The 18,972-nt window shown below is 51.7% G+C and carries 23 protein-coding genes and 1 pseudogene; 15 read left to right on the top strand and 9 right to left on the bottom strand.

The window, feature by feature from the left end; all coding sequences use genetic code 11:
- Positions 1 to 176 precede the first annotated feature (176 nt).
- Positions 177 to 2,138 (top strand): amylo-alpha-1,6-glucosidase, encoded by a 1,962-nt coding sequence (locus ACYVI1_RS18815; protein WP_460912281.1) that lies wholly within the window; start codon positions 177 to 179, stop codon positions 2,136 to 2,138.
- 9 nt (positions 2,139 to 2,147) lie between these two features.
- Positions 2,148 to 2,975: an MIP/aquaporin family protein gene (locus tag ACYVI1_RS18810; protein ID WP_460912280.1), complete on the top strand. Its 828-nt coding sequence runs from the start codon at positions 2,148 to 2,150 to the stop codon at positions 2,973 to 2,975.
- Between the two features lie 7 nt (positions 2,976 to 2,982).
- Here the strand turns inward: ACYVI1_RS18810 and ACYVI1_RS18805 are convergent, their stop codons facing one another.
- Positions 2,983 to 3,180, bottom strand: coding sequence for a hypothetical protein (locus tag ACYVI1_RS18805; RefSeq protein WP_460912279.1), 198 nt, complete (start codon positions 3,178 to 3,180; stop codon positions 2,983 to 2,985).
- 34 nt (positions 3,181 to 3,214) lie between these two features.
- Between ACYVI1_RS18805 and ACYVI1_RS18800 the strand changes: the two genes are divergently transcribed.
- The 6 genes from ACYVI1_RS18800 to ACYVI1_RS18775 all read left to right on the top strand — a co-directional run bounded on the left by ACYVI1_RS18800 (position 3,215) and on the right by ACYVI1_RS18775 (position 7,313).
- Complete coding sequence (locus tag ACYVI1_RS18800; protein ID WP_460912278.1) at positions 3,215 to 3,751, top strand: REP-associated tyrosine transposase; 537 nt, start codon at positions 3,215 to 3,217, stop codon at positions 3,749 to 3,751.
- A 260-nt stretch (positions 3,752 to 4,011) separates the two neighbouring features.
- The gene (locus tag ACYVI1_RS18795; RefSeq protein ID WP_460912277.1) at positions 4,012 to 4,695 is read left to right on the top strand and encodes an SDR family NAD(P)-dependent oxidoreductase; all 684 of its coding nucleotides are present in this window, start codon (positions 4,012 to 4,014) and stop codon (positions 4,693 to 4,695) included.
- A gap of 6 nt (positions 4,696 to 4,701) precedes the next feature.
- Entirely contained in the window at positions 4,702 to 4,935 is a 234-nt protein-coding gene (locus ACYVI1_RS18790) for a hypothetical protein (RefSeq protein WP_460912276.1), read from the top strand.
- Positions 4,932 to 5,351, top strand: a complete 420-nt coding sequence (locus tag ACYVI1_RS18785; RefSeq protein WP_460912275.1) for a hypothetical protein — start codon at positions 4,932 to 4,934, stop codon at positions 5,349 to 5,351. The genes ACYVI1_RS18790 and ACYVI1_RS18785 overlap by 4 nt, the downstream gene beginning before the upstream one ends.
- Positions 5,352 to 5,357: 6 nt before the next feature.
- Entirely contained in the window at positions 5,358 to 6,395 is a 1,038-nt protein-coding gene (locus ACYVI1_RS18780) for a Rieske 2Fe-2S domain-containing protein (RefSeq protein WP_460912274.1), read from the top strand.
- 87 nt (positions 6,396 to 6,482) lie between these two features.
- Positions 6,483 to 7,313, top strand: a complete 831-nt coding sequence (locus ACYVI1_RS18775; RefSeq protein ID WP_460912273.1) for a hypothetical protein — start codon at positions 6,483 to 6,485, stop codon at positions 7,311 to 7,313.
- A 57-nt stretch (positions 7,314 to 7,370) separates the two neighbouring features.
- Here ACYVI1_RS18775 and ACYVI1_RS18770 read toward each other — a convergent pair whose 3' ends face one another.
- The 7 genes from ACYVI1_RS18770 to ACYVI1_RS18740 all read right to left on the bottom strand — a co-directional run bounded on the left by ACYVI1_RS18770 (position 7,371) and on the right by ACYVI1_RS18740 (position 12,890).
- Positions 7,371 to 8,291 (bottom strand): hypothetical protein, encoded by a 921-nt coding sequence (locus tag ACYVI1_RS18770; protein WP_460912272.1) that lies wholly within the window; start codon positions 8,289 to 8,291, stop codon positions 7,371 to 7,373.
- A 23-nt stretch (positions 8,292 to 8,314) separates the two neighbouring features.
- A complete protein-coding gene (locus ACYVI1_RS18765) occupies positions 8,315 to 8,764 on the bottom strand; it encodes a DM13 domain-containing protein (RefSeq protein ID WP_460912271.1) in 450 nt (149 codons plus the stop codon).
- A 13-nt stretch (positions 8,765 to 8,777) separates the two neighbouring features.
- Positions 8,778 to 9,569, bottom strand: a complete 792-nt coding sequence (locus tag ACYVI1_RS18760; protein WP_460912270.1) for a hypothetical protein — start codon at positions 9,567 to 9,569, stop codon at positions 8,778 to 8,780.
- A gap of 114 nt (positions 9,570 to 9,683) precedes the next feature.
- Complete coding sequence (gene msrA / locus ACYVI1_RS18755) at positions 9,684 to 10,328, bottom strand: peptide-methionine (S)-S-oxide reductase MsrA (protein ID WP_460912269.1); 645 nt, start codon at positions 10,326 to 10,328, stop codon at positions 9,684 to 9,686.
- Between the two features lie 16 nt (positions 10,329 to 10,344).
- Positions 10,345 to 10,851 (bottom strand): peptide-methionine (R)-S-oxide reductase MsrB, encoded by a 507-nt coding sequence (gene msrB / locus ACYVI1_RS18750; protein WP_460912268.1) that lies wholly within the window; start codon positions 10,849 to 10,851, stop codon positions 10,345 to 10,347.
- A 160-nt stretch (positions 10,852 to 11,011) separates the two neighbouring features.
- Positions 11,012 to 12,127: a hypothetical protein gene (locus ACYVI1_RS18745; protein ID WP_460912267.1), complete on the bottom strand. Its 1,116-nt coding sequence runs from the start codon at positions 12,125 to 12,127 to the stop codon at positions 11,012 to 11,014.
- Positions 12,114 to 12,890, bottom strand: a complete 777-nt coding sequence (locus tag ACYVI1_RS18740) for an NRDE family protein (RefSeq protein WP_460912266.1) — start codon at positions 12,888 to 12,890, stop codon at positions 12,114 to 12,116. Before ACYVI1_RS18740 ends, ACYVI1_RS18745 begins: the two co-directional genes overlap by 14 nt.
- Positions 12,891 to 13,537: 647 nt before the next feature.
- On the opposite strand from ACYVI1_RS18740, the gene ACYVI1_RS18735 reads away from it, so the two are divergent.
- The 6 genes from ACYVI1_RS18735 (at position 13,538) to ACYVI1_RS18710 (ending at position 17,512) form a co-directional block, all read left to right on the top strand.
- Positions 13,538 to 14,011, top strand: a complete 474-nt coding sequence (locus ACYVI1_RS18735) for a YHS domain-containing (seleno)protein (protein ID WP_460912265.1) — start codon at positions 13,538 to 13,540, stop codon at positions 14,009 to 14,011.
- Between the two features lie 231 nt (positions 14,012 to 14,242).
- Positions 14,243 to 14,677, top strand: a complete 435-nt coding sequence (locus ACYVI1_RS18730; protein ID WP_460912264.1) for a DoxX family protein — start codon at positions 14,243 to 14,245, stop codon at positions 14,675 to 14,677.
- 49 nt (positions 14,678 to 14,726) lie between these two features.
- Positions 14,727 to 15,227 carry a DinB family protein gene (locus ACYVI1_RS18725; RefSeq protein WP_460912263.1) on the top strand — a complete coding sequence of 167 codons (501 nt, stop codon included), beginning with the start codon at positions 14,727 to 14,729 and terminating at the stop codon, positions 15,225 to 15,227.
- A 29-nt stretch (positions 15,228 to 15,256) separates the two neighbouring features.
- Entirely contained in the window at positions 15,257 to 15,889 is a 633-nt protein-coding gene (locus tag ACYVI1_RS18720) for a LysE family translocator (RefSeq protein ID WP_460912262.1), read from the top strand.
- A gap of 240 nt (positions 15,890 to 16,129) precedes the next feature.
- A complete protein-coding gene (locus ACYVI1_RS18715; RefSeq protein ID WP_460912261.1) occupies positions 16,130 to 17,047 on the top strand; it encodes an alpha/beta fold hydrolase in 918 nt (305 codons plus the stop codon).
- A gap of 12 nt (positions 17,048 to 17,059) precedes the next feature.
- Positions 17,060 to 17,512 carry a YHS domain-containing (seleno)protein gene (locus ACYVI1_RS18710; protein ID WP_460912260.1) on the top strand — a complete coding sequence of 151 codons (453 nt, stop codon included), beginning with the start codon at positions 17,060 to 17,062 and terminating at the stop codon, positions 17,510 to 17,512.
- A gap of 255 nt (positions 17,513 to 17,767) precedes the next feature.
- On the opposite strand, the pseudogene ACYVI1_RS18705 reads toward ACYVI1_RS18710, so the two are convergent.
- Positions 17,768 to 18,232, bottom strand: a pseudogene (locus ACYVI1_RS18705) (MBL fold metallo-hydrolase); the annotation flags it as partial.
- Between the two features lie 478 nt (positions 18,233 to 18,710).
- On the opposite strand from ACYVI1_RS18705, the gene ACYVI1_RS18700 reads away from it, so the two are divergent.
- Positions 18,711 to 18,887 carry a hypothetical protein gene (locus ACYVI1_RS18700; protein WP_460912259.1) on the top strand — a complete coding sequence of 59 codons (177 nt, stop codon included), beginning with the start codon at positions 18,711 to 18,713 and terminating at the stop codon, positions 18,885 to 18,887.
- Positions 18,888 to 18,972: the final 85 nt, after the last annotated feature.

The following is an 18,972-nucleotide window of genomic DNA, read 5'->3' as shown; positions in this document are numbered from 1 at the left end:
TGATGTTCTGGTGGTGTCGGGTTCTCAAACCCGACACTGTGCGGTTTTAAAATCGCAACGGCGAACCGCTCCCGCCTGTCGGGTTTGAGAACCCGACACCACCGGCAAAACCCACCACGGGCTAACCTGTCGCTACCAATAAGCACCTGACATTACTAAAACCAAAAACCTCCCTCATGTACGCTCTCCTAAACAATAACTTCGACGACCTCGCCGGGCGTGAGTGGCTCATAACCAACGGGTTAGGCGGCTACGCCAGTAGCACGCTGACGGGGGCCAACTCCCGGCGGTATCACGGCTTGCTGGTGGCCGCCCAAAATCCGCCTACTGACCGGCAGGTGCTGGTCTCGAAAGTGGAAGAAACGCTGCTGACCGAACAGGGGCCGGTGGCGCTGGCAAGCAATCGCTACGGTGATGTAGTGCATCCGCAGGGCTGGCAGCATCTGGTGTCGTTCGAGCGATTGGCGTTGCCCACGTGGGTGTATCAGGCGGGCGAACACAGCCTTAGCAAAACCGTGTTTATGGTGCAAATGGCCAATACAACGGTGGTTGTGTATAAAAACCTGAGCAAAAAAGCAGTTACGATTCAGTTGATGCCGTTGTTTGTTCACCGCGATTATCACAGCCTGTTCCATCAGAACGATTATTACAATTTCTACATCGCCCAGACTACCCCATACCTCAAACTCTATGCCCATTACGGCGCGGAGCCGCTTTACTGCGCGTTTTCGTCGGGAACGTTTATCGAAAATCGGGCCTGGTACAATCGGTTTACATACCGGCAGGAACAGGAGCGCGGGCTGGATTTTATGGAAGATGCCTACGCTGTTGGTCATATTGAAACCCGGCTCGAACCCGGTGGTGAGTGTTTTCTGACCTTCTCGACCGACGAAAAAATCCTGATTCCCGACCCTGCCGATTTACGGGCCTGGGAAATCAAACGGGTTGAAGACCTGCGCCAAAGCCAGACCGAGCCGTTTTTGCAGGATTTGGTCATCTCGGCCAATCAGTTCATTGTGCAGCGGCAATTCACCGGAACGCAGGCCGCCCAGAGTGAGACGATTATTGCGGGCTATCACTGGTTTACCGACTGGGGCCGCGACACCATGATTGCCCTGCGGGGATTGTGTATTTCGCTCGGCCATCAGCAAACGGCGCAACGGATTCTGGCCACGTTTTTCCGGTATCTCGATGATGGAATGCTGCCCAACCGTTTTCCAGATAATAGCCACGACCCGATTGAATACAACACCATCGACGCAACGCTCTGGCTGTTTGTGGCTCTCTACGAATACCACCAGAAATTCAACGATTTGGCCTTTGTTGAACAGTATTTCGAGCCGTTGCTGACCATTCTGGATGCCCATATAAGTGGTACACGATACGGTATTCATGTCACGGAAAATGGATTGCTGTACGGCGGTAAAGGCACGGCGCAACTGACCTGGATGGATGCCCGTGTGGGTGATTATGTGGTAACGCCCCGGCATGGCTGCCCGGTCGAAATCAACGCTTTGTGGTATAACGCGCTGCAAATCACGATTTTCTTTGCGAGGCAACTGCGCCGGAAACCCGATATGTACGCGCTCATGGTTCGGCGGTTTGAGGAGAGTTTCCGGCCCCATTTCTGGAACGAAAAAGGGTATCTGAACGACGTAGTGATTCCCGGTGGGTCGCCCGACAGCAGCATCCGGCCCAATCAGATTTATGCCCTCAGTTTGCCGTTCCCGTTACTGAACAAAACCGACCAGCAACAGATTTTGGCAACGGTGGATGCTCATCTGTACACACCTTATGGTCTGCGGACTCTCGCGCCCAGCGACCCGGCTTTTGCGGCTGTGTATGGGGGCGACCCGTGGCTGCGTGATACAGCCTACCATCAGGGAACCGTCTGGCCGTTTTTGCTGGGCGAATACTGGCCCGCTTATTTCCGCGTTCATGGCGATTCGGCGAAGGCCCGTAAACGGATGTATACTGAACTGGCGACGCTGAAGCAGCATTTTTACGAAAACGACTGCCTATTCGGTATCTCCGAGATTTTCGACGGACTGCACCCGCAGCAGGGGTGGGGAGCGGCCAATCAGGCGTGGTCGGTTGGGGCGATGGTTAAACTCATGACCGATTATCCGGCCCGATAAATTCTGGATATGATACAGACATTGCGGAAAAACTGGCGGTTGTATCTGATTGAAGCCTGGGCGTTAGGCGTGTTTATGGTAGTGGCTTCGGTGGCGGTCATGGTTGTCGAGCATCCGGCTTTCCCGGTGCGTGCGGCCATCTCGTCGCCCTTGTATCGGAGGGCATTGATTGGCGTGTGCATGGGGCTAACGGCCATCAGCCTGGTTTATTCGGGTTGGGGCAAGCGGTCGGGCGCACACCTGAACCCTGCCGTAACCGTTGCCCAATGGCGGCTTAACCGAATTACGACGACCGATGCGCTGGCTTATATTGTAGCCCAGTTTGTAGGTGGCTCTTTAGGAATTATCCTGATATACAGTTTTTTACCCCAATACATGGCGCATCCATCGGTAAACTTTGTAGCCACGCAGCCCGGCTCAACCGGCGTTTGGGTAGCATTAGCACTTGAGTTTGCAATGGCCTTCGGTATGCTGACGATGGTACTGGTCCTGAGCAACTCCCGCCAACTGGCTCCCTACACCGGGTATTTTGTGGGCGTTGTGGTCGCTTTGTATATCACCTTCGAGGCCCCCTATTCGGGTATGAGCATCAACCCCGCCCGCACGGTCAGTTCGGCCCTATCCGCTCATCTCTGGACGGGCTGGTGGCTGTATTTCGTCGGGCCAGTTTCGGGTATGTGGCTGGCGGGCGGGCTCTACCGGCGCAACTACCGCCGACGCTATGGCCAATGCCGCACGATGGCGATGCATCTCTCCGGCCAGAAAAACGGCTGCGAAACGTATGAAGTGCTGTGGTGGAGTGAGGCTGACGCTGATATGATGTCGGGTGCGTCGTAGTGCTGTGTCAGATGGTAGTGGGTTCGGTGGTCGTGTGGTGTCGGCTGTGGTGTCGGGTTCTTAAACCCGACACAATTGCTGACGCGAGGTGTCGGGTTCTTAAACCCGACACCACAGCCGACACAAAACCCACCACCACGACAACTAAACGCCAGCCAGGCAAATCGCGGAAAATCAGGCACAGTGGTAACGTAATCCAAAACACCCCGTCTTAGGACGAACCAATAAACCCGCCGGGAATGGGACTTCGCAACCGCACTTTACTAACTGAAGAACGCTGTTTTTTTATCACGACAACCTGTCATCAGCATTTGCCACTTCTTTTTGATAACCAGTGTTTTAGCATTCTCTTTGATAGTTTTCAATTCTACAATGACAAATACAGGGCAAAACTGCTGGCTTATGTTTTGATGACCAATCACATACACTTCATCATCTTCTTTGAAGAAGAAAATCACCTCATCGATTATATGCGGGACTTTAAGAAATTCACATCGCTAAAACTACGGGAGTATATGCAGACTCAGCAAACCGAACTGCTACGGCATATCGAATATGAACACCGCACTCAACATTTTAAAATCTGGACGGACCGATTCGATGACGTATATCTGTACTCGCGGGATGTTTGCGAAACGAAAATTAAGTATATCCATAACAATCCGGTTAAGGCGGGATTAGTCAGTTATCCCGCTGAGTATCCGTTTTCCAGCGCAGCTTTTTACGAGGGCAAACGGGAGAAATCGCAGTTGATGCATTATCGCGATTTGTTTTAGTGAGAATCCGGGCAATGACAACGTTGGGTTCTTGTTGTAGAGTCAGGTTTTTGTTTTGCTGTAGTGGAGTCGGGTTCTCAAACCCGACTCTGTGAGGACGGTTCGCCGTTACGATTCTTAAAACCGCGTCAAGGAAATTAAAACTTAAGAATTGTAACGGCGAACCGTCCTCGCCTGTCAGGTTTGAGAACCTGACAGCACGCTAATGAGAACCTGACAGCACGCTAATGAGAACCTAATTACTACAAATGACAACCCCTATGAATACAATTCTTGTTACCGGCGCATCGGGCAATCTGGGCAGAGACGTGGTCGAGCACCTTCACCAACAGGGTTATTCCGTACTCGCTACGTTTAGCTCCAACCGCGACCTGTCGCTGTTCACTCACCTGCCCAACGTTCGGTCGTATGTTGTGAATGTGCTGGACGAAACCAGTGTAGCCGCCTTTCTGTCCGACATTGCGGATATTGAGTTGCGGTCGGCGGTGCTGCTCGTGGGTGCTTTTGCGATGGGAACCATTCAGCAGACCGATGCCCGGTTATTGCAGAAAATGATTGACCTCAATTTCATGTCGGCGTTTAACCTGGTGAAGCCCCTGATGGCCCGATTTGAGCAACAGCGGGGCGGGCAGTTTATTCTGATTGGCTCGCGGCCCACGCTCAACGCTACCGAAGGCAAGAGTGCCCTAGCGTATGCCCTTAGCAAAGCCCTGATTTTTGAACTTGCCAAACTCATTAATGCCGACGGCAAAACGCATCATATTACGGCAACGGTGGTTGTGCCCAGCACCTTAGATACCCCCGCCAACCGCGCTGCCATGCCCGATGCCGACCCCAGCCATTGGGTCCCCACCGACAAAGTAGCTGAACTACTGGCTTTTTTAATAAGCGACACGGGCCGCATGACCCGCGAAACGGTGGTAAAACTCTATAACAAAGCCTGATAACCCATGTCCGAATTACTTATCAATCTCTTTTACGGCTACTGGTTCATGGGGGCTGTGTTTGGGCTATATTTTATTGGCTGGGGAGCCGCCCGGCTCGACGACGAAGCCAAAACGATGATATGGCCCGTTCGGCTGTTACTCTTGCCGGGGTCTATTGCCCTGTGGCCCTTGCTGTTGCGGAAACTGATGCAACATCATTCGCCAGCGCATACAGATTCTAATTCTTCATTGCCATGACGCCAACCCTTCGCCGGTCGCACCGCATTATGTGGCTCGGACTGGCCATACTGCTGCCCATCGGCTTTGTGGCAGCGTTGCGACTAAATACCATCCCGCCCGTGCAGGTGCAACCAATTGGTCTGCCATTGGCGGCTTCGCTACCCGTGCTAATAAAGTCAATTAATAACCCCGGTTTGCAGGTGAATCTGCGTCGGGACAGGAAATCGGCTGAGCGGCAACTCGAAATCATAGTCCGGCAACCGCTGGAGGTTCCTTCGGTAGTGGTTCGCGTGGGCGATGCTGGCGGGCAAGCCATTGGGCAACTCGACGTAGCGGGTGTGTACCGCTTTTCCCTGCCCGATTCGTCAGCGTATCCAACCATCACACTTACCGATGAAGTCCATCATTCTACCCTTCAAACCATTCATTTCTAAGCAATTATGGCTCTACACTACCAAGCCGTTTCCTGGAATCGCCAGAAAAAACTGTACGACTGGGCCATTGTCGGGTTCGTGGGTCTGTATCTGCTTATTTTTATCGGCTTGCAAGCCGCGCTGTTTCCCGACGTAACCGCCGAAACCGTCATCATCCGGGCGACCAGTACGCTGGCGTTTCTGATGCTGCACGTTATCCTGATTATCGGCCCACTCTGTCGGCTCGATTCCCGGTTTCTGCCCCTGCTCTACAACCGGCGGCATCTGGGCGTGAGTATGTTCCTGGTGTCGGCAGTGCATGGCGTGTTCAGCCTGCTCCAGTTTCATTCGCAGGGGAATGTCAACCCCCTGGTTTCACTGTTTACCTCGGAGCCGGAGTATGGCCGATTTTCGCAATTTCCGTTTCAGCCGCTGGGTTTTTTTGCCCTGCTGATTTTGTTCGTGATGGCCGCAACGAGCCACGATTTCTGGCTCAAAAACCTGACGCCTAGCACCTGGAAAACCCTGCATATGGGCGTATATGTGGCTTATGGCCTGATTGTTATGCACGTTTTACTGGGGGTTCTCCAGCAGGAAACATCACCTGTATACGCTACGGTGCTGGGTATTGGCTTAGTGACCATTGTAGGCATGCACCTAACGGCGGCTTTTGTGAGTCAGCGACGCGACATCCAGCCATTACCCGCCCAAACCGTTGGCTTCGTGAAGGTCTGCGAGGTCGGTGAAATTGCCGAAAACCGTGCCAAAACGCTGATGGTTGACGGGCAGAACATTGCTGTTTTCAAATACGAGGGTAAACTCTCAGCGGTGAATAATCAGTGTCGGCACCAGAACGGGCCGCTGGGCGAGGGTAAAATCGTTGATGGCTGCATCACCTGTCCCTGGCACGGCTATCAGTATCTGCCCCAAAACGGGCAATCGCCCCCGCCGTTTACCGAAAAAGTAGAGACCTATGCAGTAAGGTGCATTGGCACAACAGTATGGGTCAACCCCACGCCTAATCTGCCCGGCACACCGCAGGAACCGGCGGTGATAAATGGATAACGCGCTGTTGTAATGGTGGGAGTGGTGTCGGGTTTGAGAACTACTGAGAAGTTCGTTCATTATTAATTATACATTCTTCATTACCCCATGAAACCAGAAACTGATTTTTACATTGGCTGGCAGGCCGAAGCTCCGGCCCCGTTCCGAAAGGCGGTACGATTGGCAGTGATTGCATTGGCCGTTGTGGTGCCAATTATGGCCGGGCTACTCGTGTGGCAGCAGCGGGGATTTTCAGGAGCCGTGTTCGAGTATGGTCAACTAACCACTCTCGAAGGTGAGTTAATCCGGGCGCCCATGCCTTTTCTGCGGGTGCTGGTGAAACAACCTGCCGGAAATGCGCCCCTTTTCGAGCGTATTCTGCTCATCGGTTTCAACAAGCGCGGAGCCGACTCAACCCTGAATCAATGGGAAGCGAAACGCGGTTCGCTGGCTGGCAAAACACTGACCGTCAGGGGGACGCTCATTTACCACGACGGAAAAGCAGCCCTCGAACTAACCGAAGAGGCCGATGCCTTAGTAAACGTATCGGCTCCGGTTCAGAAGCAATTCACCGCTAAACCCGTCGAGTTGGGCATGGTCACCCTGGTCGGCGAAATCACTGACCCAAAATGTATGCTGGGTGTGATGAAACCCGGCGAAGGGCGACCGCATCGCTCGTGTGCCGTGCGGTGCATGGCGGGAGGAATTCCACCTTTGTTGTCGGTGCGTAACAGCGGCAACCGAGCCAATTATTACCTCCTCGTCGGGCCACAGGGCGAACCGCTTAATGCCAGCATTTTAACGGATGTGGGTCGGCCGGTTCGCCTGTCGGGGCGGCTCAAACAAGCCGATAACTGGCTGATTCTATACACCGATTCGGTTCAGCCCATTTCTCAAAATCGACTTGATGAGGTGTTTCAAATAGCCATGTGCCAGTAGGGTTTGTCTGGGTCAAGTCGCACGATAGACCGTTCTGGCTTGGCCCAGACTATATCGTTAAAAAAACCAACTGATTTCCGGCGCAAAAACGATACTTCGGGTAAGGCCGTCGGGGCGAACCTCGCGGACGAGTAAGGGCGTTCCCGCCGTAAATCCGATTCGCATTTTTGGGCTTACGGTCCACCAGCCCGCCAGCGTCGCATTCAGGGTAAGCCCCTGTGAGCCAGCAATAGGAAGCGATTTACCGCTTGCCTCTTTATACGTATCTTCCCCTAAATGATAGATGCCCAGCAATCCCGCATTCAGGCTGAAGCGGCTTTTTATTGCCAGTGTATAAGCACCCCGCGCCAGTACGTCGGCCCGGCGGTTGAATTGGTTGGAGGGTGGGTACGCCGGTGCTTCGGGTTTCGTGCTCAAATTTGGCAGGAACGTGTTGTCATTGGCACCCGTCAGCGGCTGTTGCCAACCCGCCGAAAATTGCCATTTACCGTCACTAACCGAAAGCCCCGTTATCAAATCGACCGTTCCCAGACTGCTTTGGTACTGCATCGGAAGCGGCTGGCCGCTGGCTTTCAGATTCCCCTGATTCAATGGGAGTTTTGTGCCCAGTGTCAATGATGTTGCCCATTTTGCTCTGGCTGGCAGCGTGTACGTACCCGCCAGAAAAACATCACCCAGACCGCTGACACTGCCTAAGTTGCCGCTGGCATAATTGCCCGTTAGTTTGGCCTGTACAGCCCATTTTGCCGACAGTTGATTATCGTATTGAATACCCGGCGCAAACACAAAAACGGCTTCATCGCCTAATCCGACCGGCAGCAGGAGGGTAATCTTCTGCCCTTTCGTATCGGTTGCGCCGTGCTGTTTCAACCCGCCGATGGTACAAAAACCGGCATCGCTACAGCCTTGTGCAAGGGTGGGTAGCTTACTCAATAAAAGCAGCACGAGGGCCAGATAAATTGTTGTCAGGGTTTTCATGGATTGATTTTTAAAGACAGTTTCTATTTCAGTTCGGCATTTCCGAAGTGCACAGAAAATCGTTTGCACCAGATGAGTACGTACCGTTGCTGATTCATCGAAACCCCCGCCGGTACGTCTACGAAAAAGTTACCGGTGGCGGTTAACATGCTCACCTCAACAAAGTCAGTGGCTTGCGTGTTGGTGGCTAAATAGATTCGTAAGTCGGGTCCAGTATCGCTTTGGAAGCCTTCAAAGACTAAGGTTTGTTTTCCGTTCCGTTCATACAGACTTACTTTGCCACTCACCGTATGAACTCCATTTTGGAAGGTCCCGGAAGCGCGTAACTGCTGTCCGGCCTTATCAAATGTCTGAACCGGGTCAACGACACTTACGGGTGCGCCTGTGCTGCCTAAGGGAGTCAGGTCTTTGGGTTTGACGCATCCGACAAGCAGTAAAGCCAGCAGAATACCAACTGATGCTATCTGTTTCATAATTCGTAGATTGTTAGTCAATTAACCTGTTAATCCAGGAATAACTTTCCTGGAAAAATGCTTCTATAGGTTGGGTCTCGTTACTGGCAGAGACAGGCATCATCGCCCCTTTCCAGTCTGCCGTGTTACGCCATTCACCCACTGAAAGAGCAGGTGCTGCTGCGAAGTCGATAGGTTGATTGGTAGTGTAGCCCGACAGGTAAAAATAAGGCTCATGGCAGATGGAGTCGGCAATGGCATAGCCTGCCCAGATAGCGGCTTTCTCCTGTCGGCTGGCATCGGTTTGGCTGTAATAAACGCCGGTATCGAAGTGGTGCGGCCAAATCCTGACCTCGCTTGCCCGACCGCTCCAGTCCGTCAATGCCTGCAAAGCTTTATTGGCTGTTGTCCGCCAGTAATTCCACGCAGGCAAACCGGCTGGTCGTTCGTAAGGAGTTTGGTCATCAACCGGGTCATGGTCCAATTGGTAGTTTACTCCCAGAATTTCAGAAATGCCCCACGCCTTCATCTGGTCTTTCCACCAGGCCATTGCATCATCAGGTGTTTTGTTTTCGGGCGAAAACGAGGCCAGCACCTCCTCACGGTCGTTAATAAACTGTAAGGCAAAATCCTCGGTATCAATAATTAAGCGAATCGGTTGGCCGTTATCGGCGAACGGCCGACCTTCCAGCCGATGCAGATGACTGTTCCAGGCCATATTGGTCTGGCTATCGTCGGCCAGAAGCGGCAACCATTGCATACCCGTCAGGGCAATTAACTGGGCCAGACTATGCAGCGTTTTATCGGCCTGATTTAAGTCGTTCATGGATTAAGGTTTTAGAAGCTTGTTTTTTCGACAGGATTAACAGGATTGACAAGATTTCTTTCATTCTCTTATTCTGTCAATCCTGTTAATCCTGTCGAAAAAAATAGACCGTTTTCAGCCTTCCCGTTTCAGTTTACCCTGCATGGCATGGCGCAGCTTTTCTACTTTGGGAAGCGATACGTGCTGGATATACGGTTGGTTCGGATGCAACTGGCAGTAATTCTGGTGGTATTTTTCGGCGGGATAAAACAAGCTGAACGGGACAACCTCCGTGACAACCGGGTTGGCGTAGTGCTTTGAGGCATTAACCCGCTGAATAGCGGCCGTAATCTCCTGCTTTTCGGCGGGGGTGCGGTAAAACGCTACCGACCGATAATCGCGTCCAGCATCGGGGCCTTGCCGGTTGAGGGTCGTTGGGTCGTGCCCGGCGAAGAACGCATCGAGTAAATCCCGGTAGCTAATCACGCTGGGGTCGTAATACACCTGCACTGACTCGGCATGGCCGGTTTCGTCTGTACCGACCTGTTGATAGGTTGGGTTGGCAACGTTGCCGCCCGAATACCCCGAAACGACTTCCCGAACACCCCGAAGCTGGTTGAACCCTTCCTCCTGTGCCCAGAAACAGCCTCCGGCAAACGTAGCTACGGCCTCACCGGGTTTTAATTTGGGCAAGCGGGCAGGTGCAGTATCTACATCCTGGCCCTGAACACAGCCCGTCAACAGCCAGAATCCTACTAACGCAATCTGAATAAATCGCATGGTTTCTATGAGTTTGTTATTTTTTGATGAATTCTAAGGCAACGCCGTTCATGCAATACCGGAGACCGGTTGGTGCGGGACCATCGTTAAAGACGTGGCCCAGATGAGCATCGCACACGGCGCATTGCACTTCTGTCCGAGCCATACCGTGGCTGGAGTCCGTAATATCTTTCACTACGTTTTTGCGGAGGGGGGCGTAGAAACTCGGCCAGCCCGTTCCCGATTCAAACTTGGTATCGGAAGTAAACAGCGGTTCATGGCAGCAAACACAGCGGTACGTGCCGTGTTCGTGGTTACTGGCTAACGGGCTGCTGTACGGGCGTTCGGTGCCTTGTTTTCGCGCCACGGCGAACTGGTCGGGCGTGAGGATTTTCATCCATTCGGCTTCGGTTTTCTCTACCCGGCGCGGTGGTTTTTCGGTGTTGACACCCGTAGCAGTCGGTTTAAAGGCGGCCATCCCGATAGCCGTTGCACTGATTAATAACAGCCCAATCAGGCTCTGAAAAATTGATTGTCGATTCATGGTTTTTACTGGTTTATTGATGGTTTTTACTGGTTTGTCAAACTTGATGTGGTGTCGGTTTCTCAAAACCGACATGTTCGCTTCAGCATTCGTGTCGGTTTTGAGAAACCGACACCACACCACTAAGCCCTACCTGGCTGATTAATAATTGGTTAAGTTTTTATAAGAAAACCCTGTTGGTTTTAGTACGTTTCCAAATATGAACGGCTTCGCGGAGGGTCATGTAAGCCACTCCCCGGCGGTGGTTTTCGCGGCTGATGTCGTACAGAACGCGCCAGTGGTGAAACAGTACCCGGTAGGCTTCGCGAAGCGAAAAACCGGGTTGGTAGATGTGCGCCGGTTCGGCCCCCGCGCCGTTCAGTTCCAGAATCCGAATGTGCTTACCGGCGTATAAATCGGCCACGCTGCGGCAGCGCAGGTCGTAACGGCCAAAGTAAAAACCGTCGATGGATTGACTGATGCGGTCAAATACGCGGGTCAGTTCGGGCGTAATAAGGTAGTTGGCATCTAAGAATTTGGTGCCCCGGCTGTGGTTTCCAATGTGTACCAGCGTAATGGTTTCGCCCGGTGCCGGAATTTGGTGGAAGATGTTGCCGTACTTTTCGCGCAGGGCCGGGAGTTGCAAAACTGCCCGCTCGTTCTGCCCAATAAGTTCTTCTATGCAGTTGCGGCCATTACCCCGTATGGTCAGAAATTCTTTCTGTACGATAGACGAAACCACACCCTGCGATTGTCCCGGCATTCGGTAATAAAACACACCCAGTTCGAGCGGTTCATCGACATACTCCTGAATCAGAAAATCGACGGAATTACTTTGGACGTAGTTGACCAATCCTTGCTCGTTCTCGATTTTCTCGACCCGCCAGCCGCGTTCGCCCACATTCGGTTTGGCAATTATCGGATACGTCAGGCCGTGCGTGGCTATCTGTCCAACCATCGTGTCAATGGGTGACGATGCGGCCACGAACAACGTTTTCGGTTTGAAATCATCGCTGATTTGGTCAAGGATACTCGCTTTCGATTCACCCAGCAGGCCACCCGTTTCGATGAATGGATTTGACGCTGAGAAGAAAAATAACGACCGGGCTTTCAGCGACAACCAGAGGTGATAAAAAAACACGGGGGCATATACTACCTCAAACGGCCAGTATTCCCAGTGCCGCAGCCGGATGAAAAAAGGGCTGCTGAACTTCTCCCGAACATTGGCTTTTATAGCCTGCCATATCGTAGCAGGGGTGGCAGATTCAATCGTGAATGTCGGGCTATACGGTTGCATAATCGGGAGAGATGGTTTGGTGGGTTTGTGTAGTCTGCATCAAATCTTTGTACTGCAATTCGGTTTGTCCGTCCTTCTGAATCACCTGTGTCAGGCTGACGGTCAGGTAGTTGTTCTGTCGGTTCATCCGAACGGCATTTTCAGAGTCACCCTCACCTGCCGACAGATGAAAGGCTTGAATCGCCCTGGGCGACCAGTTCGTTATCTGCTGTTGCCACCGCTGAAACCAGTTTTCCCGTTGCTGAATCACGTGGGGTGTATAGAGCGTTACCGATGACCAGATATGCGGTTGTTGCGAGTCTTTCCCCTGAATAAATAGCCGACTTCCAGTCCAGCGGAGTTCGTTCAATCGGCTCTCCTCGATACTAAGCAGGGTGAACGGCTCGATGCCAGAGAAATCATACGATTCGGCGAAATTTCTGAGAGACGGATAGCTGAAAAAGTGGGGAATAACCAATCCCCGGCTGTGTTTATACGGCGGCTGTGCGTGGTGGGGCGTAAAGGCACCATTGAGCAAACAAACCGTCGTTTGCGTTCCGTCCGTCCGATGGCCGGATGCAATCCAGGTACCTTTTCCCTGCGGGTCCTGCGGGAACGTTACGTCCCATTCGCCAATGTGGAATACGTTGGGGAGCCGGGCGGCTGGTCGGATTGATTTCTCGTCCCGACTATGGGTAAGAATAAAACCGGTTGAGCCAAATGGTAAATACGTTGCGGTACACATAATTGTAATAATACACCTGCCCTTATACCTACAAGTCACGTACCAATATCTGAAAAAGAGTAAACTCTATGATTATCAACGGGTTATCAACTTTATGAAATGATGCCAGAAAAATCTATTTACGATATTTCGTGAATGTTACGGCCATGCGTAAATGATGCCGGTTGTTGACTGACCGATTTCTTCGGGCTGTTGCCAGAGTTTAGTGATGTCGGTTACTTCTAACCGACACGTGAGGTTTCTATAGTTTAGTGGTGTCGGTTTTAAGAAACCGACACCACACCCACACCACTCCTAGGCAAGTCTGCGGGTGTTACTACATTTTTTATAAGAAAGCCCTGCTTCTAACCGACACGAAGGTTTCTTAACGTGGTGTCAGATTTAAGAATCTGACACCACGTTACCACGAATCTGACAGCACGTTAAATACACCAAAAACCATCAATCCGCTTTTTCGCTATTATTTCGGGAAGTTTACGAAATATCGGGAAAATGCAACCTGTCATAGCATTGCTTTGGCACAGTTAATAGTTGATTTTATGCCTTTTCGAACGTCTGAAGGCGGTTTTTTTCAAAATTTCTGGAATTGGAATGGTATTTGGCAAGTAAGTTATCAGACCAGGTCAATAACGGGTCGCTCCAATTTGGCCGCCCCAACTGCAACTAACATCCAAATAAACTGTCGCATGAAAACGCTTTCGTTCCTGTTTATCGCTTTTGCTCTACTGCAAGTCAATCCGGCTGTTGCTCAATCCAATCCAGCCACCCGCAAACAACAGTTCAACCTCGAAAACGGCCTCGCTCTTCAAGGGTATGATGCCGTTGCTTACTTCGCCCAGAATAAGGCCGTAAAAGGGTCGGCGGCTAATGCCTTCCTCTACAAAAATGTTACGTATCGCTTCGCTACGCCTGCTAACCTAAAGGCGTTCCAGGAAAACCCCGACAAATACGAACCGCAGTACGGTGGCTGGTGTGCCTACGCAATGGGTGCTAATGGCGAGAAGGTAGAGGTTGACCCCGAAACCTTTAAAATCAAAGACGGTAAACTGTTTCTGTTTTATCACTCCTTCATCAACAATACACTGACTAAGTGGAATAAAGACGAGCCTAATCTGCACAAAAAAGCGGATGCCAGTTGGTCCAAATTCACCCAGTCTTAATTAACGTGTTTTGGTGTGGGGTCGGGTTTGATTGAGTTGAATCAATTAACCGCCGAATAAGCCCTGGTCGGCGGTCGTGGTGTCGGGTTCTCAAACCCGACATTTCGCGATAGCAATTCGTGTCGGGTTTGAGAACCCGACACCACATTTCGGCGCTTATTTACTTCAACTTAATCAAACCCGACCCCACCACAAAAACCACAACCCAAAAACACTAAACTCTTACCAATCATGAGCAAACCAATAATTTATATTCTGTGGGCCGCCCGTTTAGTAGCCGCCATCATCATGCTCCAGACGCTGTATTTCAAATTTTTAGGTCAGCCGGAGTCGGTCTATATCTTCTCGACGCTGGGCATTGAACCCTGGGGACGTATCGGTTCCGGGATTGTCGAACTCGTCGCGTCGGTGCTTATCCTGATTCCGCGTACAAGCTGGATTGGGGCCGGTCTGGGGGTAGGTGTTATGGCAGGGGCTATCCTGTCTCATCTGACCGTGCTGGGTATTTCCGTTCAGAACGACGGGGGCTACCTGTTCTTTCTGGCATTAGCCGTAGCCCTTAGCTGCTCAACTATTCTGTTCCTGACTCGAAACCAGTGGATTCCAGTGCTGACCGGGTGGTTCCCATCCGTATTTAGCAGGAAATCCGTTCGGGCCAACGCCTGAATCAACATGGCCATTTTTCATTCTTCATTATCCATTACTCACCCGCCCCATGTCTCTGAAATCTGCCAGTACCGATATTATGATGCAACTCGCCGAGGTAATCGGTCAGCTAACCGATGAGGATTACGCCCGCCCATTGGCTGTTCTTTCGGGCAACACCATCGGCAAGCATGTTCGTCATATTCTTGAATTTTACGAACTGTTGGTCAATAGCGCGCAAACCGGGCAGTTGAACTACGACCGCCGGCAGCGAGACCTGCGGCTCGAAGTCGATACGGACGAAGCGCTTCGGCGTATTGGCAGCATCGACCGGGCCATTCATTGGCTTGATTTGAATCAGTCGCTTCATCTGGAAGCCGATTTATCCGTTTCTGGCGACGAGACGATTCAGATTCCCTCGTCGTTTGCCCGTGAGTTGCTTTACAACGTCGAGCACGCTATTCACCATATGGCCCTGATTCAGGTCGCGGTTCAGAATGAATTCCCAGCGGTTGAGTTACCCCAGCATTTTGGCGTTGCCTATTCAACCGTTCAGCACCAATCGCACTGATGTATTCATAACCTTTGAATGCCATAACCATGCTCCTGTTATTCGTCATCGTCAGCCTTATTAGTTTTGCCGGGTCCATTCATCCTGGCACAGTGAACCTGGCTGTGGTGCAAACCACCCTCAGCCAAAACCGACGCGCCGGCCTATGGCTGGCGTTGGGCGGAAGTCTTCCCGAGATTGCTTACAGTGGGCTGGCGGCTGGCGGTCTGATGCTGATTCCAATGGATTCGGGCTGGGCGGTTTTACTGACGTATGCACCCATCCCGGTGTTGCTGGGAGCAGGAATTGCGGCCTTCCGCCAAAAGCCGGTTGTTCTGGACGTTTCTACCGCCGATGGCCTATCGTTCCCGTTTTGGAAGGGTGTTGTCTTAGCCAGTACGAACCCCCAACTGCTTCCCTTCTGGTCGGCGGTGTGGCTTTATCTGAGCCAGGCCACGGTAGGCAGTCATATGCTGGTTCCTGCCGGTCAATATGCCAGTCAGTGGGTATTTGCGCTCGGTACGTCAGCGGGGGCTTTTGGCCTGTTGGTGCTGGTCGCCTGGCTGGCCGATTGGCAGCGGCAGCGCATTGTGCAGTATCTAAACGGCGCGTGGGTTAATCGGCTGACGGGTAGTCTGTTTATGGGCATGGCAATCTGGCAAACCGTTCAGGCTGTGACGTAGTGGTGTACAGTGGTGTCGGGTAGTGGTATCGGGTTCTCGATGCGGTGTCGGGTAGTGGTGTCGGGTTCTCAAACCCGACATCTCGCGTCAGCAACTGTGTCGGGTTTGAGAACCCGACACCACTACCCGACACCGCATCGAGAACCCGACACCACGACACACGACGACGTCAACCCGGTTTTAACCTACTGGTAGTTTGTGATTGGCCAACTACAAACCACTGCCATCAAACCAAAACCCATGACTGAATCAACTCCGTGGTGGTCGCTTATTTTTCGCTGGCATACGTTGTGGTTCATCCTGCTGCTATTGGCAGCCCTGCTTCCCCAATGTGTTTCGGTACGGATGTCGGACCAAAAAATCGCCGGGTATTTTGCCAACCGCCCTGTGAAACCTACGTTTAAGACAGTGACCGTAAATAACCGTTCGATTCACTACGCCCGCATCGGCCACGATACGTTACCAACGGTGCTGTTTATTCACGGGTCGCCGGGCGCGTGGGATGCGTTTATCGGCTTTTTTGCCGATTCCTCGCTTTACAACCGGGCGCAGTTGATTTCGGTAGACCGGCCAGGGTTTGGCAAATCGGAATTGGGCGAATCGGAACGTTCGCTGTCGGCACAGGCGGCTGTTCTTGCTCCGTTGCTCCGGTTGAGTCGGTCCAGCCGAAAACCGATTTTGGTGGGCCATTCGCTGGGCGGTCCCGTGGCCGCTCGTATAGCGATGGATTACCCGGATGACATCGGTGGACTAATTTTAGTGGCTCCTTCAATTGACCCTGACCTGGAAAAAAAAGAATGGTATCGGCCCATAGGCAATGTGTTTCCATTCCGGCAGTGGCTGCCAACCGAGCTTGATGTCAGCAATCAGGAAATACTGCCCCTCAGGGGCGAGTTGCAAAAGATGATGCCGCTTTGGGCCAGAATTCGGGTGCCGGTCATTGTTATTCAGGGCGAAGATGACCCTTTAGTGCCACCCGGCAATGCCCTGTTTGCCAAACGAATGCTTATCAATGCGCCAGTAACGATTCAGATGATACCGAAGATGAACCACTTCATTCCCTGGAGCCGGCCCGATTTGATTCACGATGCCATTCTTCATCAACTAACAATAAATCAGGTAATCAACCGACTAAAAACCAATCAATTAACCAAGTAAAATCAATTAATCATGAATATGACCATTTTGCGTCTGGCCGTTTTTGTTTTCTTTTCCATGACAACGGCCTTTGCCCAGCAATCGCCCGTATTTGCTCCAGCGGGCAAAGCCATCCGGGGATACGACCCTGTTGCCTACTTCGCCGACGGGAAACCCGTTGTGGGCGATTCTACGTTGTCGTCTACTTATCAGGGAGCCACCTGGTATTTCGCCAATACCAAAAACCGGGATGCTTTTAAAGCCAACCCCGATAAATACGCTCCTCAATACGGCGGTTACTGCGCCTACGGTACGTCGCAGGGCCACAAAGCCCCCACTGAAGCTGATGCCTGGACGATTAATGACGGAAAGCTGTACCTCAACTACAATAAGAAAGTACAAACGCTGTGGAATAAAGACCGGACGGGCAATATCCAGAAAGCTGATACGAACTGGCCCACAATAAAAGATAAAGACAGCCATTGAGTTGACCTGTCAGGGCCGGTCCTGCGCCAGCGGCTAAGAGCCTTTAAAGGGTGGTAGATAGGACAGCTACAGGCACCAGTTATTATGTCCTTCTATTGCTTAACAGGTGATTGTAGCATCATACTAATCAGCAGTAAAAAACCGCGTCGTGATTCAAAAGGCACGGCTTTTCATTTACTAATAGTAGAGTCAGACCAGGCATAGTTCGACTACTGTGCTCAGGTATTAGCCTGGCCGGAAAACAAAAATAAGCAGTTATGTCAGAGGGGTAAAAAAGGCGGCTGGAACCCACTGGCAGTAGTCTTGCACGGCCCGAATGTGCCCCAGTCCCGGCCACAGTAAATGATAACCGAACACTTGCTGCCGAGTGACTGCTAAATCGGCAAAAATCTGCTTACGGGCCACAACAGCCTCGGACGGATCGGTATCGAAAGCCGACCGGATAGTCATTATCGTATGGCCCGGTGTGTGGCCAGGCACTATGCGTGTTTGAATATAGCCGAATAACGTTTCATTATCAGCGAAAAAAGTCAATTTACCCCTAATTGCTGTCAGATTTCGAAAGGGAATGTCCCTTCTCGATTCCAATCTGATATTCATCCAGTAGTCATACTCAATCTTAGCCATCCAGACGGCTGCTTTGGGAAAAGTGAGTTGTCCGGTCACATCAAGTAGCCCTCCGATATGGTCAGCGTGAGCATGGGTGAGTAGAACGGCGGTGACATCGGCTGGTTAAATACCGAATCATCGGTACGTAAAAAATCATTACGTAGCACCGCCTGTACTTGAGCCAACGCAGCCTGTGGTGCCCAAATTGGTTGCAATGGCGTAAAAAACGTATGCCCGTCAGAAACAACGATAGCGTCAAGGTCGCCTATAGTAAAAGAGAAAAGGGGGCGTTTTTAAAAGGCACAGCGGGGGGGTGGATAAGGCTGGGAGTGAGAGAGTAGAACCCGCCATAGCAAGCCCTGCAAGGGCTTGCCGACGAGTGAGCCATGAATGCATGTAGTTTACGTTTACTTCGATTCGTTAGGAGATTTTTCTAATTGATGGTCTGCACATTTATGGTAGCTACTCAAGCAAAAATGTGTAGTAGGTTCGTCATCAATTAATCGATGCGCTTGACGATATGTGCTCCCCGCATCACTGATAGCGCGTAATCCAGTTTAAGTAGTTTAGGCTCCCCGTCTGTGAGCAGTTGCCAGAAATCAACCGTGCCACCGGCCCGTTGCGGATTGTGGTGATCAAAAACCGCGACAGCTACATACTTACTGGCTCCATCGAACGTGATGCCTTCTGGCAGAATGCCATCGAAACGCGCCCGGTCGGCGACGCGCAGGCGACCTGTTTATGCATTAAACTGATAGAGCGTTAATGCACTGTAGGGAGTATAAAAGGGGAGTTCGGCGGAAAGTAGCTTTGTTCCATATCCAGACTAACTACCCAGCGCCCATCGGAGC

Source organism: Spirosoma areae (genome assembly GCF_054781775.1).
The sequence above is the reverse complement of the archived record's forward strand: the minus strand, read 5'-3'. Positions and strand labels throughout refer to the sequence as shown.

Coding starts and splice junctions, on each gene's coding strand:
- ACYVI1_RS18815 (WP_460912281.1), top strand. CDS start 177: ATGTACGCTCTCCTAAACAATAACTTCGACGACCTCGCCGGGCGTGAG.
- ACYVI1_RS18810 (WP_460912280.1), top strand. CDS start 2,148: ATGATACAGACATTGCGGAAAAACTGGCGGTTGTATCTGATTGAAGCC.
- ACYVI1_RS18800 (WP_460912278.1), top strand. CDS start 3,215: ATGGGACTTCGCAACCGCACTTTACTAACTGAAGAACGCTGTTTTTTT.
- ACYVI1_RS18795 (WP_460912277.1), top strand. CDS start 4,012: ATGAATACAATTCTTGTTACCGGCGCATCGGGCAATCTGGGCAGAGAC.
- ACYVI1_RS18790 (WP_460912276.1), top strand. CDS start 4,702: ATGTCCGAATTACTTATCAATCTCTTTTACGGCTACTGGTTCATGGGG.
- ACYVI1_RS18785 (WP_460912275.1), top strand. CDS start 4,932: ATGACGCCAACCCTTCGCCGGTCGCACCGCATTATGTGGCTCGGACTG.
- ACYVI1_RS18780 (WP_460912274.1), top strand. CDS start 5,358: ATGGCTCTACACTACCAAGCCGTTTCCTGGAATCGCCAGAAAAAACTG.
- ACYVI1_RS18775 (WP_460912273.1), top strand. CDS start 6,483: ATGAAACCAGAAACTGATTTTTACATTGGCTGGCAGGCCGAAGCTCCG.
- ACYVI1_RS18770 (WP_460912272.1), bottom strand. CDS start 8,291: ATGAAAACCCTGACAACAATTTATCTGGCCCTCGTGCTGCTTTTATTG.
- ACYVI1_RS18765 (WP_460912271.1), bottom strand. CDS start 8,764: ATGAAACAGATAGCATCAGTTGGTATTCTGCTGGCTTTACTGCTTGTC.
- ACYVI1_RS18760 (WP_460912270.1), bottom strand. CDS start 9,569: ATGAACGACTTAAATCAGGCCGATAAAACGCTGCATAGTCTGGCCCAG.
- msrA (WP_460912269.1), bottom strand. CDS start 10,328: ATGCGATTTATTCAGATTGCGTTAGTAGGATTCTGGCTGTTGACGGGC.
- msrB (WP_460912268.1), bottom strand. CDS start 10,851: ATGAATCGACAATCAATTTTTCAGAGCCTGATTGGGCTGTTATTAATC.
- ACYVI1_RS18745 (WP_460912267.1), bottom strand. CDS start 12,127: ATGCAACCGTATAGCCCGACATTCACGATTGAATCTGCCACCCCTGCT.
- ACYVI1_RS18735 (WP_460912265.1), top strand. CDS start 13,538: ATGAAAACGCTTTCGTTCCTGTTTATCGCTTTTGCTCTACTGCAAGTC.
- ACYVI1_RS18730 (WP_460912264.1), top strand. CDS start 14,243: ATGAGCAAACCAATAATTTATATTCTGTGGGCCGCCCGTTTAGTAGCC.
- ACYVI1_RS18725 (WP_460912263.1), top strand. CDS start 14,727: ATGTCTCTGAAATCTGCCAGTACCGATATTATGATGCAACTCGCCGAG.
- ACYVI1_RS18720 (WP_460912262.1), top strand. CDS start 15,257: ATGCTCCTGTTATTCGTCATCGTCAGCCTTATTAGTTTTGCCGGGTCC.
- ACYVI1_RS18715 (WP_460912261.1), top strand. CDS start 16,130: ATGACTGAATCAACTCCGTGGTGGTCGCTTATTTTTCGCTGGCATACG.
- ACYVI1_RS18710 (WP_460912260.1), top strand. CDS start 17,060: ATGAATATGACCATTTTGCGTCTGGCCGTTTTTGTTTTCTTTTCCATG.